This is a genomic window from Blautia wexlerae DSM 19850, from assembly GCF_025148125.1.
In the GTDB taxonomy this organism is placed as follows: Bacteria; Bacillota; Clostridia; order Lachnospirales; family Lachnospiraceae; genus Blautia_A; species Blautia_A wexlerae.
Map to the genome: position 1 here is coordinate 1186420 of NZ_CP102267.1, position 16014 is coordinate 1202433.

Below are 16014 nucleotides of genomic sequence, written 5' to 3' on the forward strand. Positions count from 1 at the left end.
AGACGTTATGAGGAAACCTCAAATCAGTCTTAATTAACAAAAACTAATAATGTGTGTGCATATATAGTCTACAATTTTTTTGCAATTTAATCAAGATGGAATTTTATAGAACGTGATATATTTGTTACTGTTCACTGGTAATATCCCGCGAGGTGTTTTTTGTGAGCGAAGGTCACAGAAAACCCGAGATATACCGCGCGAATTTATGCGATTAGCATAAATTCTGTGCATCGCGAAGCGTGTTACTGAGAACGGAGTGAACAGTAACATATATTTTGAGGAAAGAGGCTATTTAGACTTTTTACTTGCGTAACTCTGGCGGGAAACGTATAATAGGAAAAAGCAATACTCGAGGGTGAGGAAAAGAGGATGAAGATAACAGAAGAACTGTTAAATGAGATGAAAATTAAGGATGAGAACTTTTCTGACGGTCTGATCAAGCCGGACGGCGATTACGTAAGAATACCCAGAGGACATCTTCATGGAATGATGGAATTGCTTCCATGGACAGAGAACGAAATCTGGAAAATGATCCCAGATGATGATTCTCCGCTGTTCTGGCTGATTGAGAAAACAGGATGCGTTCTTACGGATTATAATAATTCTATTGGCATGAAGATGACACCTGCTCAGCAGACTGTGTTTGATATGATGCGAAAACATGGGGTTCTTACAGATGATTATTACGATCTGACGAAACAGAGGGAGAAAGTAAGAGAAGCCAGAGAACAAAAAGAGAACAGGAAACAATAGTTAAGTGCATATGAATATATGGGAGTGCATCGATGGAAAAGCATGCTCATTAAAGTCATCCGATGCAGAAAAAAACAATATACGATATTAAAAAGCAGCATATCAGAGTTATGGATCATAACCTGATATGCTGCTTTTAACGTGTCTGAAGAAAAATGAAATGTCAATCATAAAAACAAAACAAAAACAACCAGAACAGAAGAAAAAACAAATAAAAAACAACATAAAAGTTCGGGATATACATGTTGATTTATGTTGACTTCGCGATAGCCATAAGGTATAATGAATCTATATGAAAACATGGAGGATATTGCTGTCAGAATGATACCGGAATGTATTGGGGTCTGGTATGGGTGCAGCTTTTATTCATGAGAAAGGAGTAACATGGAAAAATTTCAAACATCAGATATTCCCAAGTCTCCCAGAATTCAGAAACTGGTAGATGCATTGTATGAACATATGCCGGTGATCGAATCAGCCAGAGCAAAGCTGATCACAGAATCTTATAAGGAAACAGAAGGAGAACCGATCATCACACGCAGAGCAAAGGCTTTTGCGCATATTCTTCATAACATTCCGATCATTATCCGTGACAATGAACTGATTGTCGGAAGCAGTACGATTGCGCCGAGGGGATGTCAGACATTTCCGGAGTTCTCTTATGAGTGGCTGGAAGCTGAACTGGATACAGTTGCGACCAGAACTGCGGATCCTTTTGAGATTGCTGAGGAGACCAAAGCCGAACTTAAGGAGGCAGATAAGTACTGGAAAGGGAAAACAACCAGTGAACTTGCAACTTCCTATATGGCACCGGAAGCAATCAAGGCAATTGAACACAATATTTTTACACCTGGAAATTATTTTTACAATGGTGTAGGACATGTAACAGTTAAATACTGGGAAGTACTGGAAATCGGTTTTGAGGGAATCATGGAGAAGGCTCAGAAAGAGCTGGATGGATGCAGTGTCGGTGACGGTAATTATGCAAGAAAGTCTCACTTCCTTGAGGCAGTGATTTTAAGCTGTAAGGCGGTGATCGATTATGCAGGCAGATATGCAAAACTTGCGCAGGAAATGGCGGCACAGACAAGTGATCCGGTAAGAAAACAGGAACTTTTTGTTATCGCAGAGAACTGCAGCAGGGTACCGGCAAAGGGTGCACAGAATTTCTATGAGGCATGTCAGTCATTCTGGTTTGTACAGCAGCTTCTTCAGATGGAATCCAGTGGACATTCTATTTCACCGGGGCGCTTTGATCAGTATATGTATCCATATTATAAGAAGGATATGGAAGCAGGAACTATTACCCGAGAGTTCGCACAGGAATTGATGGATTGCATCTGGGTTAAATTAAATGACCTGAATAAATGTCGTGATGCGGCTTCAGCGGAAGGATTTGCAGGATATAGCCTTTTCCAGAATCTGATCGCGGGTGGTCAGAATAAAGAGGGAGAGGATGTAACTAACGATCTTTCTGTTATGTGTATTCAGGCATCCATGCATGTGCATCTTCCGGCTCCATCACTTTCTGTGAGAGTATGGAATGGTTCTCCGCATGAATTCCTGATAAAGGCAGCCGAGCTTACGAGAACAGGAATCGGACTTCCTGCATATTACAATGATGAGGTGATTATTCCGGCACTGCAGAACAGAGGCTTATCTCTGGAGGATGCCAGAGAGTACAATATCATCGGATGTGTGGAACCGCAGAAAGCCGGTAAGACAGAAGGGTGGCATGATGCCGCATTCTTTAATATGTGCAGACCTCTGGAACTTGTTTTTTCGAATGGTATGGATAAAGGTGAGATGGTGGGAATCCCTACCGGCGATGTCACTCAGATGAAGACCTTTGATGAATTCTTTGACGCATATAAGAAACAGATGGAATACTGCATTTCCCTGCTGGTGAATGCAGATAATGCTATTGATGTAGCTCATGCGGAACGCTGTCCGTTACCATTCCTTTCCTGTATGATAGATGACTGTCTGAAAGAAGGCAAGTCTGTCCAGGAAGGTGGAGCTGTTTACAACTTTACAGGTCCTCAGGGATTTGGAATCGCCAATATGGCAGATGGACTTTTTGCAATCCGCAAACTGGTCTATGAGGATAAGAAAGTATCTATGAAAGAACTTAAGGAAGCTCTTGCATGGAACTATGATAAAGGACTGGATGCGCAGTCCGCCGGTGATATGACAGAAATGATCATGAAGGCAATGCAGAAAGCAGGCAGAAATGTGGATGCTTCCACTGCAGAAGGACTTCTGAAAACTTTCATGGGGATGAAACCGGGTGAACAGAAGATACAGAGATTCAAAGAAATCCACGATATGATCGATGAAGTTCCGAAATTTGGAAATGATATTCCGGAAGTTGATTATTTTGCAAGAGAAGTTGCCTATACATATTCCAAACCGCTTCAGAAGTATAACAATCCAAGAGGCGGAAAGTTCCAGGCAGGTCTGTATCCTGTATCTGCAAATGTACCGCTGGGCGGACAGACTGGAGCAACACCGGATGGAAGATATGCACACACACCTGTTGCAGACGGCGTTTCGCCATCTGCGGGCAAGGATGTAAAGGGACCTACGGCAGCGGCAACTTCCGTATCCAGACTGGATCATTTTATTGTATCCAACGGAACACTCTTTAATCAGAAATTTCACCCATCCGCACTTTCAGGAAGAGAGGGACTGGAGAAATTCGTTGCACTGATCCGCGGATACTTTGACCAGAAGGGAATGCACATGCAGTTTAATGTAGTTGACAGGCAGACACTGCTGGATGCACAGGAACATCCTGAGAAATATAAACATCTGGTAGTACGTGTGGCAGGCTACAGTGCACTGTTTACGACACTTTCCCGTTCCCTTCAGGATGACATCATCCGTCGTACAGAACAGGGCTTCTGATCCAGACGTTTTTTGCAGGAAGTAAAAGTGACAGGCAGAGGATGTATGGATAACAAAATAAGAAAGGAAAAGCATGGACTATTTGGATACAAAGGGCAGAGTGTTTGATGTCCAGAAATATTCTATTCATGATGGACCGGGTATAAGGACGATCGTATTTCTGAAAGGTTGTGTCCTGCGGTGCAAATGGTGCTGCAATCCGGAATCTCAGGAATATAAGATCCAGACAATGAAAGTGCAGGGAGAAGACAAGGTCATCGGACGTGATGTGACAGTCAGGGAGATGATTGAAGAAGTTGAGAAAGACAGGGTATACTATTACCGCTCGGGCGGAGGTATGACTCTTTCCGGCGGAGAATGTCTCTGGCAGCCGGAATTTGCAGGAGCACTTCTGAGAGCTGCCAAAGAGAGAGGGATTTCTACTGCGATCGAGAGTATGGCATGTGCAAAATGGGAGACGATTGAGACAATCTTACCGTATCTGGATACTTATTTAATGGATATTAAACATACAAATCCTGCGAAACATAAAGAATTTACAGGACGTTCCAATGAACTGATGATGGAAAATGCCAGAAAAGTGGCGCTTTCCGGTAAAACCAGGCTGGTAATCCGTGTACCGGTGATACCCACATTTAATGATACAGTGGAGGAAATCCAGGGGATTGCAAGGTTTGCAGACACACTTCCCGGAGTGGACAAGATTCATCTTCTTCCGTATCACAGACTTGGACAGGATAAATATGAGGGACTTGGCAGACCATATCTGATGGGAAATGTGGAACCACCGTCCAAAGAACATATGGAAACATTAAAAAAGGCAGTACATGCGGTCTGCGGTCTGGACTGTCAGATTGGTGGATGAGGCATTTTTTGCATCTGATACGATTATTGGAATAAAAAAGAAAAAAACAAACAAAAACAACACAATAAAACCTGTAAAAACAACATAAAACAACGGAAATGTATTGACTTTTTATGACCGATAGTGTAAAATCACAGGTAGAAACGTCAAAAACTATATCAATGCCTTAAGGAGGAAAATGAGCATGGTAAACGAATATGAAATCAAAAAACAGATCTGCGACATCGGAAGAAGAATCTACAGCCGCAACATGGTAGCTGCAAACGATGGTAACATCTCTGTAAAACTGAACGACAACGAATTTCTTTGCACACCTACAGGTGTATCCAAAGGTTTTATGACACCGGAGTATATCTGTAAAGTAGACAGAGAAGGAAATGTGATCCAGGCTAACCCGGGATTCAAACCATCCTCTGAAATCAAAATGCATATGAGAGTTTATGAGAAGAGACCGGACGTAGGTTCTGTTGTGCATGCTCATCCGATTTATGCAACATCTTTTGCAATTGCAGGTATTCCGCTGACACAGCCGATCATGCCTGAAGCAGTTATCTCACTTGGATGCGTTCCGATCGCTGAATACGGTACACCATCTACAATGGAGATTCCGGATAATCTTGAGAAATACCTTCCATATTTTGATGCAGTTCTTCTTGAGAACCATGGAGCACTGACATGGAGCACAGACTTAAACGCAGCTTACATGAAGATGGAATCTGTTGAGTTCTACGCACAGCTTCTGTATCAGTCAAAAGTTCTTGGCGGACCTAAGGAATTTGATGAGAAGAACATTAAGAAACTGTATGAAATCCGCCGTAAATTCGGTATGGCAGGCAAGCATCCTGCAAACCTCTGCCTGAATAAAGATGGCCATAACTGCCATAACTGCGGCGGCGCATGTCATGACGGCGAATTCAAGAAATTCCCTGGATATCAGTATGATTTCGTAGGCGGCGGAGATTCCCAGCCGGAAGCAGGAACAGCAGACAAATCTGAAGCTGAATTAGTTGCTGAGATCACAAAACAGGTAATGGCTCAGTTAGGAATGAAATAAGAGTATAGATGACCGATAATCAAGGAGGACAGTCTCATGCCAATTAATGAGAATATGGTACAGGAAATTGTACAGGAAGTAATGGCAAAAATGCAGATTGCAGACGCTCCGACTGGTAAACATGGTATTTTCAAAGAAATGAATGATGCGATCGAAGCGGCGAAGAAATCACAGCTTATCGTAAAGAAGATGTCCATGGATCAGAGAGAAAAAATAATTACCTGCATCCGTAAGAAAATAAAAGAAAACGCAGAAGTAATGGCTCGTATGGGCGTGGAGGAAACAGGTATGGGAAATGTTGGGGACAAGATCCTCAAACATCATCTTGTAGCTGACAAGACTCCCGGAACAGAAGTTATTACAACAACTGCATGGTCCGGAGACAGAGGATTAACCCTTATCGAGATGGGACCTTTTGGTGTGATCGGTGCGATCACTCCATGTACCAACCCAAGTGAAACAATTTTATGTAATACAATGGGAATGCTTGCAGGAGGAAATACAGTTGTATTCAATCCTCATCCTGCAGCGATCAAAACTTCCATTTATGCAATCAATCTTTTAAATGAAGCATCATTAGAGTGCGGTGGTCCTGACAACATTGCAGTTACTGTAGAGAAACCTACACTTGAGACAAGCAATGTGATGATGAAACATAAAGACATCCCGCTTATCGCTGCAACCGGCGGACCTGGAGTTGTAACTGCAGTTCTCTCTTCCGGTAAACGTGGTATCGGAGCAGGCGCCGGAAATCCTCCGGCACTGGTTGATGAAACCGCTGATGTCCGCAAAGCAGCCACAGATATTGTAAACGGATGTACATTTGATAATAATCTTCCATGTATTGCCGAGAAAGAGATCGTAGCAGTTTCCTCTATCGTAGATGAGCTGATGCACTATCTTGTAACTGAGAATGACTGCTATCTTGCTTCTAAGGAAGAGCAGGACAAACTTACAGAAGTTGTTCTGGCAGGCGGAAAGCTGAACCGTAAATGCGTAGGCCGGGATGCAAGAACACTCCTTTCCATGATCGGAGTAAATGTACCTGCAAATATCCGCTGTATCGTATTTGAGGGGCCAAAGGAACACCCTCTGATCACTACTGAGCTGATGATGCCGATCCTCGGTGTTGTAAGAGCAAGAGATTTTGATGATGCAGTAGAGCAGGCAGTCTGGTTAGAACATGGCAATCGTCATTCCGCACATATTCATTCAAAGAATATTGATAATATCACAAAATATGCGAAAGCAATTGATACAGCAATTCTTGTTAAGAATGCACCGTCTTATGCAGCTTTGGGATTTGGCGGTGAAGGCTACTGTACATTTACCATTGCAAGCCGTACAGGTGAAGGCCTTACATGCGCAAGCACATTCACCAAGAGAAGACGCTGCGTAATGGCAGACAGTCTCTGTATTCGATAAGAATTGATATAAGGAGAGAAAGAACATGGACATGAATAATGTAAATATAGAAGAAATCGTGAAACAGGTTCTCTCCGGCATGACAGGAAATGCACCGGCAGCAGCTTCTGCACCGGCAGCATCAACTGGAATCCCGAAGACAGCCAGAGTAGCTGTATTAACTGAGAAAGAGCATTTTGACATCAAAGAATATCCAATCCCGCCAATCGGAGATGATGATATCCTGGTTAAAGTTGAAGGATGCGGCGTATGCGGTACAGATGCACACGAATTTAAGAGAGATCCGTTTAACCTGATCCCGGTAGCACTTGGACATGAAGGTACAGGTGAGATCGTGGCAATGGGTAAGAATGTTAAAGTTGACACAGCAGGAAAACCTGTAAAGGTTGGAGACAAAGTTGTTACCTGTATGATCTTCAAGGATGATCCTGATATTACAATGTTTGACCTGAACAAGAAGAACGTAGGCGGAGCTGATGTATACGGACTTCTTCCTGACGATGATGTACATCTCAACGGATGGTTCTCTGATTACATCTTCTTAAGAGGCGGAAACTTCGGAACTACATTCTTTAATGTAAGTGATCTGGATCTGGATTCCCGAATTCTCATTGAGCCATGTGCAGTGCTTGTACATGCAGTAGAGAGAGCAAAAACAACAGGAATTCTTCGTTTCAACAGCAGAGTAGTTGTTCAGGGCTGCGGACCGATCGGACTGATCTGCATTGCAGTACTCCGTACTATGGGGGTTGAACATATCTGCGCAGTAGACGGAAATGAGAAACGTCTTGAATTTGCCAAGAGAATGGGTGCAGACACAAGCGTTAACTTCATGAACTTTAAGGGAATCGAAGCACTGACAGAAGCTGTAAAAGAAGCTCAGGGCGGACATCTTGCAGATTTCGCATTCCAGTGCACAGGAAACCCGAAAGCTCATGCAAACATTTATAAATTTATCCGCAATGGTGGTGGTCTTTGTGAACTTGGCTTCTTCATCAATGGTGGAGATGCTACAATTAATCCGCACTTTGACCTTTGCTCCAAAGAGATCAATCTGGTTGGTTCCTGGGTATATACTCTGAGAGATTATGTAACAACCTTTGATTTCCTTAAGAGAGCAAAAGCAATTGGTCTTCCGATGTCTGAACTGATCACAGATAAGTTCCCGTTAGAGCAGATCAATGAAGCTCTTCAGACAAACCTGGCAATGACAGGACTTAAGATCGCAGTTGTAAACAAATAGTTATTGTTCACCGGTAATATCCCGCAAAGAGTATTGCTGTGAACGGAGTGAACAGTAGCAACAAATAATAAGCCTGGCAATAGAGGAGAAAAGAAATGGCAGAAGCTGTAGGAATTTTAGAGGTATTCGGGCTAGCGACAGCCTTTGTAGCAGGCGATGCCGGATGTAAGGCAGCAAATGTCCGCCTGGAGGTTTTTGATAAAAACAAACCAGCCAATGCTGACAGCCTGCCGGTACCGCTCCTTGTCTGCATTAAATTCAGAGGAAGTGTAACTGATGTTACAGCGGCTGTGGAAGCAGGCATGGAAGTTGCAAACAGAATGACTGGTGTGGTACAGCATTATGTGATCCCGAACCCGGAAGAGGGAACGGAAAAAATGCTGAAGATCAGCGCCCTGGATAAGGATTAGCAGTTGCATATCCATTGGGCATCAGTTAAAATATAATCAGATATTTATTTGTAGATTCAGGAGGAAGCAGAAATGGCACAGGAAGCATTAGGAATGGTAGAAACCAGAGGACTTACAGCAGCAATTGAAGCAGCTGATGCAATGACAAAAGCAGCTGAAGTAGCATTAGTAGGAACAGAGAAGATTGGATCCGGACTTGTAACAGTTATGGTACGCGGAGACGTAGGAGCTGTTAAGGCAGCAGTAGAAAGCGGAAGCGCGGCAGCATCCAGACTTGGCGAATTAGTTGCTACTCATGTAATTCCGAGACCTCATACAGACGTAGAGAAAATCCTTCCAAGCATCTGACCAGCAGATTGAGAAGTATAAAAAAGGAGTTCGCTCATGAGTAAATCATATGGATTTATAGAAATCACTGGTGTCGTTGCAGCAATCGATGCACTGGACATCATGTGCAAAACTGCAGACGTTGAGCTGGCGTCATGGGAACGTAAGCTGGGCGGACGACTGGTTACTATTATAGTTGAAGGCGATGTATCTGCCGTTACAGAAGCAGTAAATGCAGCAGCGACAGGTGCGATCAAGAAACCGGTAAGTTATGCAGTAATTGCACGTCCCCACGAAGAAATCGTCAGAATGGTGGAATTAAGTGCAAGTCGCTGGAAGAACAATCAGGGGGATGAATAATGGCTGAAGAGAAGAAACCGGAAGCAGATAAAAATGCCCCTAAAAAGGCAGCCGCTCCAAGAAGAACGAAAGCAAAAACTTCTTCAAAACCGGAAGTAAAAGCTCAGACGGCAGATACGGCGGCAGAAACAGCAAATAAAACAGAATCCCAGAAAGAACAGATAAAGGAAACAGTATCTCATAAGGAGGAAAAAGTTATGACACAGGAAGCATTAGGAATGGTAGAAACCAGAGGACTTACAGCAGCAATCGAAGCAGCAGACCAGATGTGCAAGGCTGCTAACGTAGCATTAGTAGGAACAGAGAAGATCGGATCCGGACTTGTAACAGTTATGGTACGCGGAGATGTAGGAGCTGTTAAATCAGCAGTAGAAAGCGGAAGCGCAGCAGCATCCAGACTTGGTGAATTAGTTGCTACACACGTAATCCCAAGACCACATACAGATGTAGAGAAAATCCTGCCTGTATTAAAATAGTAATCCATCGTAACTGTCCGGTATCTGCACAGCAGACTGCCGGATGGTTATAATCCGTCATATTTGACAGAAAGCAGGTGTATTCTTGGAATCTAATAATATTGAACTGATTACCAGAATGGTCATTCAGGCAATCAATCAGAATGAAAAAAAAGGCGATGGATTCATGGTTCCCATCGGGGTTTCCGCAAGACACATTCACCTGACACAGGAACATGTAGAAGCATTGTTCGGACCCGGATATCAGCTTACGAAGAAGAAAGAGCTGATGGGAGGTCAGTTTGCTTCTAATGAAACAGTTACCATTGTGGGACTGAAACTTCGTGCCATTGAGAATGTAAGAATCCTTGGACCGGTGCGTAAAGCTTCACAGGTTGAGGTATCTGCGACAGATGCCATTAAGCTTGGAATGAATGTTCCGGTTCGAGAATCCGGAGACGTTGCAGGAAGTGCACCAATCGCAATCGTAGGTCCAAAAGGAGCCGTTTATCTGAAAGAGGGATGTATCGTGGCAATGCGCCATATACATATGTCTCCGAAAGATGCACAGGCTGCAGGTGTGAAGGACGGCGATATCGTATCAGTAAAGGCAGATAATGAGAGAGGAACCATCTTCAATCAGGTCAAGATCCGTGTAGACGACAGCTTTACACTGGAAATGCATATTGATACAGATGAAGCAAATGCAGCAAAGATTGCTACAGGCACTACCGTAACAATAATTAAATAATATCGGGGGCCAAAGGTCAAAAAGCCGTTCGTGCCTGCACGATAAGGTTTTTGAACAGAAACCCTTAAGCGTTAATTGGGGGCAGAAGTATTTGCCCCCAATATTATTATCAGAAACAATTTGGAGGCTCATATGATCGTAGGCAAAGTTGTAGGAAGTGTGGTATCCACACGAAAGAGTGAGAAGCTGATTGGAAGTAAATTTATGATTATCGAGCCTGTGCATCATATGAAAGGCGACCTGAGCCAGCTGGTTGCGATCGATATGATCGGAGCCGGAGTTGGTGAATATGTATTGGTGGCACAGGGAAGCGCAGCAAGAATAGGCTGCGGCGTAGAAACAGCACCGGTAGATGCCGCAATTGTCGGTATTATTGATGACGGTGCAGGATTGGAGTAACGCCATGGAAATCAAAGAATTACAGGATATTATACAGCAGAATGGTGTGGTAGGTGCCGGCGGAGCCGGATTCCCTACTTATATGAAGCTTACAGACAAGGCTAATACCATTCTTATGAACTGTGCAGAGTGTGAACCATTACTGAAATTACACAGACAGTTATTGGAAAAACACGCATATGAAATTATGAAAACATTCCATATGATCCAGGAGACGGTTGGTGCTTCTGAAGCAATTATTGGAATTAAGAAGTCTTATGTACAGACAATTCATGCATTAAATCAGCATATTGAAGAATTTCCTGGCATGAGGCTGCATCTTCTGGACGAAGTTTATCCGATGGGAGATGAGGTTGTACTTATTTATGAGGCAACCGGAAGAGTAGTACGGCCGGGAGGACTGCCGATCGAGCAGGGAGTAGCTGTATTTAACGTTGAAACTGTATACAATGTATATCGTGCTGTGGAAGAGAAGCAGCCGGTTACAGACAAATATGTATCTGTTGTTGCAGAAGTAAGTGATCCTGTTACAGTGAGAGTTCCCCTGGGATGTACTCTGGAGGAAGTGGTAGCACAGGCAGGCAGCACAACAGTGAAGGATCCTGTCTATTTCGTAGGCGGCCCGATGATGGGGCGTATCGGAAATGGTTCAGATCCGGTGACAAAGACAACAAATGCGATTTTGGTCCTTCCAAAAGACCATCTTATTGTAGCGAAGAAGCAGCGGACTTCTTCCATAGATTTAAAACGTGCAGCATCTATCTGCTGCCAGTGCAATACCTGTACAGATTTATGTCCGAGACATAATCTGGGACATCCGATCGATCCGGCGAAATTTATGAGAGCTGCATCAAATAATGATTTCAGAGACCTGAATCCATATATAGATGCTTCCTTCTGCAGTTCCTGCGGTGTATGTGAGATGTACTCATGTCCGCAGAGTCTTGCACCGAGAAGTCTTCTCGCAGATATGAAGGGCGGTCTGAGAAAAGCAGGTATCCGTCCTCCGCAGGGTGTACAGCCGAAACCGGTACAGGAATCCAGAGAATACCGTAAGGTTCCGGAAGAACGTCTGATGGCGCGACTTGGTCTTACGAGATATGACAAGGATGCTCCTCTGAAAGAAGAACTTGTACAGGTTAAGAAAGTAAGGATATTATTGAGCCAGCACATCGGAGCACCTGCACAGGCAGTGGTCAAAGCCGGTGATGAGGTAACAAGAGGGCAGATGATCGCACAGCCGGCACAGGGCTTAAGCGTTGGTATTCATGCTTCTGTCAGCGGTAAAGTAACAGAAGTAACAGACCGTTACATTATTATTGCAGTAAAGTAGAAAGGACGTGCACAAAATGAGTAAAGCAATCGGAATGATTGAATTTAAAACCACATCTACAGGCGTTACTGCAGCAGATGCTATGGTAAAAACATCTGAGGTAGAGATCGTCGAGGCACAGACCGTATGTCCTGGTAAATATATTGCAATTATTACCGGTGACTTAAGTGCGGTAAAGGCCGCCGTTGATACGGCAGTAACTACATATGAGGATAAATGCATTGACAGCTTTGTGCTGGGCAATCCGCATGAATCCATTTTCCCGGCAATTTACGGAACTACTCAGGTAGAAGATATCAGTGCGCTGGGAATTCTTGAAACTTATGATGCAGCTTCCATTATCGAAGCAGCAGACCAGGCAGCTAAGACTGCGATCGTAGATCTGATAGAACTTCGTATTGCCAAAGGTATGTGCGGAAAATCATATATGATGATCACCGGTGAAGTTTCTGCGGTAGAGGCTTCCATTGACAGGGCAAAAGAACTTGTAGCTGCCAAGGGTATGTACCTGGATTCTTCCGTTATCGCACATCCTGACAGAAGAATGATCGACAGTATTTTATAATATCCGGGGTAAGAAGTTTCTGACCCTGACACTTATAAAAAATTTCTCGAAAAAAGGAGGCAAAGATATGCTTGCACTGGAGAGAAGAAATCTGATTCTCGAAAAATTACAGGCAGAAAAGCGAGTGGTGGTCAGCGAGCTGAGCCAGCTTTATGACGTCTCTGAAGAGACCATACGCCGTGATCTGGATAAACTTGAAAAGGAAGGACTTGCGATAAAAAGTTATGGCGGTGCTGTGATCAATGAGGATGTAAGCATTGATTTGCCTTTTAATGTACGTAAGAACCAGAATGTTACAGGAAAGCAGAAAATGGCTGAACTTGCAGCTTCCCTTGTGAAAGACGGAGATCATATTTTTCTGGATGCGAGTACTACGGCAGTTTTTGTGGCGAAAGCATTAAAGGAAAAAGAACGTCTTACCGTAATTACCAATTCCATGGAAATACTTCTGGAGTTAGCTGATGTATCCGGGTGGAACATTATCTCCACCGGAGGCGTAATGAAAGAAGGATATCTGGCTTTTCTTGGATCAAAGACAGACGAATCCATACGTTCTTATTATGTAGATAAGGTTATCTTTTCGTGTAAGGCGCTGGATCTGGAATGGGGGATTATGGAATCGCAGGAAGCTTTTGGCTCAACCAAGAGAGCGATGATCGGTTCCGGACGAAAGAGAATTCTGGTTGTTGACAGTTCTAAATTTGATCAGACAGCGTTTTCCGTAGCTGGAAGCATGAAAGAAGTAGATATTATAGTGACGGACAAAGAACCGACAGAACGTTGGAAGAAGCACTTTGAGAAATTTAATGTAAAATGCCTATATCCTGTCTGACAAAGAAAATAGGAGTATGATACAATGAATACTTTTGAGATGAAAACCGCGATCCATTTTGGGGATAACGCGTTAGACAGATTAAAAGAGATCCCGTATAAAAGGGTTCTCATTATAACAGATCCATTTGTGGTACAAAGTAAAATGATCAATCTGATCACGGCTCCTTTAAACAGTGCAGGTATTGAATACGATATTTTCCATGACGTTGTGCCGGATGCACCTGTGGACAAGATTGCAGAAGGGGTAAAGAAGTTCCTGGAATATCAGCCGGAAGCAGTTGTTGCAGTCGGTGGTGGTTCTGCGATTGATTCTTCCAAGGCAATCAGAGAATTTGCACTGAAGATCAACAATTACGGAAAAGTAGGTCTGATCGCAATTCCGACGACAAGTGGCACCGGATCAGAAGTTACTTCTTTTGCAGTAGTAAACGATACTGCAGCACATGTAAAATATCCGCTGATCTCAGAGAGCCTTACAGCAGATGAAGCAATTCTGGATGCAGAACTTGTAAGGAGTGTTCCGCCGGCCATCACAGCGGATACTGGTATGGACGTGTTTACACATGCGCTGGAATCATACGTAAGTACTGCACATAATGAATTCTCTTCTGCACTTGCGGAGAAAGCGATTGAAATTTGCGGGGTATTTCTGCTGAGAGCATATCTGGACGGCAGTGATATGCATGCGCGTAAAAAAATGCATGTAGCTTCCTGTCTGGCTGGTTTATCCTTTAATACAGCAGGTCTTGGAATCACTCACAGCATGGCTCATCAGCTGGGAGCAATGTTCCATATTCCGCATGGAAGGGCAAATGCTATGCTGCTTCCGCATATCGTAGAATTTAATTCTGATATCAATAAGCACAGTAAGAGCCAGAAAGAGTATCTTCCGGCTGTAAAGAGATACGCCAATGTTGCGCACATTCTCGGACTGAGCAATTATAATAAAGTAATGACGGTCCGTTCTCTGGTAAACTGGATTCAGTTTATGCAGAAAGAGATGAATATTCCGCTGACGATTCAGGAACTGGGAACAATTGCACCGGAAGAATATTTTGCAGCAATTGACAAGATGGCAGACGCAGCACTTGCAGATGCCTGCACAGTGAATAATCCGAGAGTTCCGACTAAAGAAGATATTATAAAGATTTATACGAAATTATGGTCATTCTGAAAATGAAGACAATAATTTCCGGCAGATGCTGACTGCTGCTGAAATCAGATACAGGAGATGGAGAAGAGATGAGTATTTATACAAAAAGAGGAGACAGAGGAATTACAGATATGGCTCATGCTGGTAATATTTCCAAGTCTGATGACCGTATCCGCCTTATGGGTGAGGCTGATGAACTGAATAGTCATATTGAACTTGTAAAAAGTATGCTCCGTCAGTCAGAAATACTTCAGCTTCTTGAACGTATTCAAAAGAATCTTGATCTGATCGCAGCGGGAGTCAGTAACCCATATGATCGTGACTGTAAAGTCAGTGAAAAGGAAACAGCAGTGTTGGAGGCGGAAACAGATAAACTGGAAGCACTGTGCGAAAAGCCTGTTCCGGAGAAGCTTACAGGAAAGAGCCGACTGGCTGCAGAGATAGATATTGCACGTACTGTTGCCAGAAGAACAGAGCGCTGCCTTGCACAGGTCAGCGTGAAGTTTGGCGCAGATACAGAGAGTAAGAGATTTCTTAACCGCCTTTCGGATTATCTGTATATTTTGGCGAGATATATAGAGTATTACTCTGATCTTTCAGTGGAACTGTCTGATGATCATGCGGGTGCATTGGCGAAAACGTCCGACAGTAATACAGATGTATTAAAAAAGACGACAGATATCAATGAAGCCGTCATCCAGGAGGTTCTTAAACGAATGGGAATTCAGAGCAGGATAACATTGGATACAGCGAAGAAACTGATCGAGAGACTGGAGCAGGAAGCTGTGCGCAGAGGGCAGCGTGCGGTAATCGCAGTCTGCAATCCGGAAGGAAATCCGGTTGCGGTCCATGTGATGGATGGAGCATTCCTTGTAAGCTTCGATGTGGCAATGAAGAAAGCCTATACTGCAGTGGCAGTGAAGATGTCTACAATGGAACTTTCGAAGATCGCACAGCCAGGAGGAACCTTTTATGGCGTTGACAAGCTGGATGGTGGAAAAATCGTTATTTTCGGCGGCGGTATTCCGCTGAAGTCCGGAAATACAATTATCGGTGGACTTGGAATCAGCGGCGGTACAGGAGAAGAAGACCATAGTCTGGCAGAGTATGGTCAGTCTGTGTTAAATGAAATATTGTAAGATGGATGACAACTATTTGGCAGTCCGCTGTTGAAGGC

Annotated in this window: 17 protein-coding genes; all 17 read left to right on the forward strand. The window is 43.6% G+C overall.

Annotated elements, in window-relative coordinates:
- Positions 1–369: 369 nt before the first annotated feature.
- The 17 genes from NQ550_RS05500 (at position 370) to NQ550_RS05580 (ending at position 15976) form a co-directional block, all read left to right on the forward strand.
- Positions 370–753 carry a hypothetical protein gene (locus NQ550_RS05500; RefSeq protein WP_008705589.1) on the forward strand — a complete coding sequence of 128 codons (384 nt, stop codon included), beginning with the start codon at positions 370–372 and terminating at the stop codon, positions 751–753.
- A 384-nt stretch (positions 754–1137) separates the two neighbouring features.
- Positions 1138–3663 carry a glycyl radical protein gene (locus NQ550_RS05505; RefSeq protein WP_025580583.1) on the forward strand — a complete coding sequence of 842 codons (2526 nt, stop codon included), beginning with the start codon at positions 1138–1140 and terminating at the stop codon, positions 3661–3663.
- A 73-nt stretch (positions 3664–3736) separates the two neighbouring features.
- Positions 3737–4528 (forward strand): glycyl-radical enzyme activating protein, encoded by a 792-nt coding sequence (locus NQ550_RS05510; RefSeq protein WP_025580585.1) that lies wholly within the window; start codon positions 3737–3739, stop codon positions 4526–4528.
- Positions 4529–4712: 184 nt separating this feature from the next.
- On the forward strand, positions 4713–5582 hold the full coding sequence (locus NQ550_RS05515) for a class II aldolase/adducin family protein (RefSeq protein ID WP_025580586.1): 870 nt from the start codon (positions 4713–4715) through the stop codon (positions 5580–5582).
- Positions 5583–5618: 36 nt separating this feature from the next.
- On the forward strand, positions 5619–7007 hold the full coding sequence (locus NQ550_RS05520) for an aldehyde dehydrogenase family protein (RefSeq protein ID WP_025580587.1): 1389 nt from the start codon (positions 5619–5621) through the stop codon (positions 7005–7007).
- A 25-nt stretch (positions 7008–7032) separates the two neighbouring features.
- A complete protein-coding gene (locus NQ550_RS05525) occupies positions 7033–8250 on the forward strand; it encodes a zinc-binding dehydrogenase (protein WP_025580588.1) in 1218 nt (405 codons plus the stop codon).
- A gap of 95 nt (positions 8251–8345) precedes the next feature.
- Entirely contained in the window at positions 8346–8660 is a 315-nt protein-coding gene (locus NQ550_RS05530) for a BMC domain-containing protein (protein WP_008705582.1), read from the forward strand.
- Between the two features lie 72 nt (positions 8661–8732).
- Positions 8733–9008: a BMC domain-containing protein gene (locus NQ550_RS05535; protein WP_008705581.1), complete on the forward strand. Its 276-nt coding sequence runs from the start codon at positions 8733–8735 to the stop codon at positions 9006–9008.
- A gap of 36 nt (positions 9009–9044) precedes the next feature.
- The gene (locus NQ550_RS05540) at positions 9045–9347 is read left to right on the forward strand and encodes a BMC domain-containing protein (protein ID WP_008705580.1); all 303 of its coding nucleotides are present in this window, start codon (positions 9045–9047) and stop codon (positions 9345–9347) included.
- A 197-nt stretch (positions 9348–9544) separates the two neighbouring features.
- Positions 9545–9823 carry a BMC domain-containing protein gene (locus NQ550_RS05545; RefSeq protein WP_005427721.1) on the forward strand — a complete coding sequence of 93 codons (279 nt, stop codon included), beginning with the start codon at positions 9545–9547 and terminating at the stop codon, positions 9821–9823.
- A 118-nt stretch (positions 9824–9941) separates the two neighbouring features.
- A complete protein-coding gene (locus NQ550_RS05550; RefSeq protein ID WP_370792859.1) occupies positions 9942–10553 on the forward strand; it encodes a phosphate propanoyltransferase in 612 nt (203 codons plus the stop codon).
- 132 nt (positions 10554–10685) lie between these two features.
- Entirely contained in the window at positions 10686–10952 is a 267-nt protein-coding gene (locus tag NQ550_RS05555; RefSeq protein ID WP_008705576.1) for a EutN/CcmL family microcompartment protein, read from the forward strand.
- 4 nt (positions 10953–10956) lie between these two features.
- On the forward strand, positions 10957–12285 hold the full coding sequence (locus NQ550_RS05560) for a 4Fe-4S dicluster domain-containing protein (protein WP_022381347.1): 1329 nt from the start codon (positions 10957–10959) through the stop codon (positions 12283–12285).
- Between the two features lie 16 nt (positions 12286–12301).
- Positions 12302–12850, forward strand: a complete 549-nt coding sequence (locus tag NQ550_RS05565; protein ID WP_008705571.1) for a BMC domain-containing protein — start codon at positions 12302–12304, stop codon at positions 12848–12850.
- Positions 12851–12917: 67 nt separating this feature from the next.
- Entirely contained in the window at positions 12918–13682 is a 765-nt protein-coding gene (locus NQ550_RS05570; protein WP_008705569.1) for a DeoR/GlpR family DNA-binding transcription regulator, read from the forward strand.
- A 24-nt stretch (positions 13683–13706) separates the two neighbouring features.
- Positions 13707–14858: a 1-propanol dehydrogenase PduQ gene (locus NQ550_RS05575; RefSeq protein WP_008705567.1), complete on the forward strand. Its 1152-nt coding sequence runs from the start codon at positions 13707–13709 to the stop codon at positions 14856–14858.
- Positions 14859–14926: 68 nt separating this feature from the next.
- Positions 14927–15976 carry a cob(I)yrinic acid a,c-diamide adenosyltransferase gene (locus NQ550_RS05580; protein ID WP_025580593.1) on the forward strand — a complete coding sequence of 350 codons (1050 nt, stop codon included), beginning with the start codon at positions 14927–14929 and terminating at the stop codon, positions 15974–15976.
- Positions 15977–16014: the final 38 nt, after the last annotated feature.

What these genes read in the sequence shown, in the direction of transcription:
- NQ550_RS05500 (WP_008705589.1), top strand. Translation starts at nt 370, where the DNA reads ATGAAGATAACAGAAGAACTGTTAAATGAGATGAAAATTAAGGATGAG.
- NQ550_RS05505 (WP_025580583.1), top strand. Translation starts at nt 1,138, where the DNA reads ATGGAAAAATTTCAAACATCAGATATTCCCAAGTCTCCCAGAATTCAG.
- NQ550_RS05510 (WP_025580585.1), top strand. Translation starts at nt 3,737, where the DNA reads ATGGACTATTTGGATACAAAGGGCAGAGTGTTTGATGTCCAGAAATAT.
- NQ550_RS05515 (WP_025580586.1), top strand. Translation starts at nt 4,713, where the DNA reads ATGGTAAACGAATATGAAATCAAAAAACAGATCTGCGACATCGGAAGA.
- NQ550_RS05520 (WP_025580587.1), top strand. Translation starts at nt 5,619, where the DNA reads ATGCCAATTAATGAGAATATGGTACAGGAAATTGTACAGGAAGTAATG.
- NQ550_RS05525 (WP_025580588.1), top strand. Translation starts at nt 7,033, where the DNA reads ATGGACATGAATAATGTAAATATAGAAGAAATCGTGAAACAGGTTCTC.
- NQ550_RS05530 (WP_008705582.1), top strand. Translation starts at nt 8,346, where the DNA reads ATGGCAGAAGCTGTAGGAATTTTAGAGGTATTCGGGCTAGCGACAGCC.
- NQ550_RS05535 (WP_008705581.1), top strand. Translation starts at nt 8,733, where the DNA reads ATGGCACAGGAAGCATTAGGAATGGTAGAAACCAGAGGACTTACAGCA.
- NQ550_RS05540 (WP_008705580.1), top strand. Translation starts at nt 9,045, where the DNA reads ATGAGTAAATCATATGGATTTATAGAAATCACTGGTGTCGTTGCAGCA.
- NQ550_RS05545 (WP_005427721.1), top strand. Translation starts at nt 9,545, where the DNA reads ATGACACAGGAAGCATTAGGAATGGTAGAAACCAGAGGACTTACAGCA.
- NQ550_RS05550 (WP_370792859.1), top strand. Translation starts at nt 9,942, where the DNA reads ATGGTCATTCAGGCAATCAATCAGAATGAAAAAAAAGGCGATGGATTC.
- NQ550_RS05555 (WP_008705576.1), top strand. Translation starts at nt 10,686, where the DNA reads ATGATCGTAGGCAAAGTTGTAGGAAGTGTGGTATCCACACGAAAGAGT.
- NQ550_RS05560 (WP_022381347.1), top strand. Translation starts at nt 10,957, where the DNA reads ATGGAAATCAAAGAATTACAGGATATTATACAGCAGAATGGTGTGGTA.
- NQ550_RS05565 (WP_008705571.1), top strand. Translation starts at nt 12,302, where the DNA reads ATGAGTAAAGCAATCGGAATGATTGAATTTAAAACCACATCTACAGGC.
- NQ550_RS05570 (WP_008705569.1), top strand. Translation starts at nt 12,918, where the DNA reads ATGCTTGCACTGGAGAGAAGAAATCTGATTCTCGAAAAATTACAGGCA.
- NQ550_RS05575 (WP_008705567.1), top strand. Translation starts at nt 13,707, where the DNA reads ATGAATACTTTTGAGATGAAAACCGCGATCCATTTTGGGGATAACGCG.
- NQ550_RS05580 (WP_025580593.1), top strand. Translation starts at nt 14,927, where the DNA reads ATGAGTATTTATACAAAAAGAGGAGACAGAGGAATTACAGATATGGCT.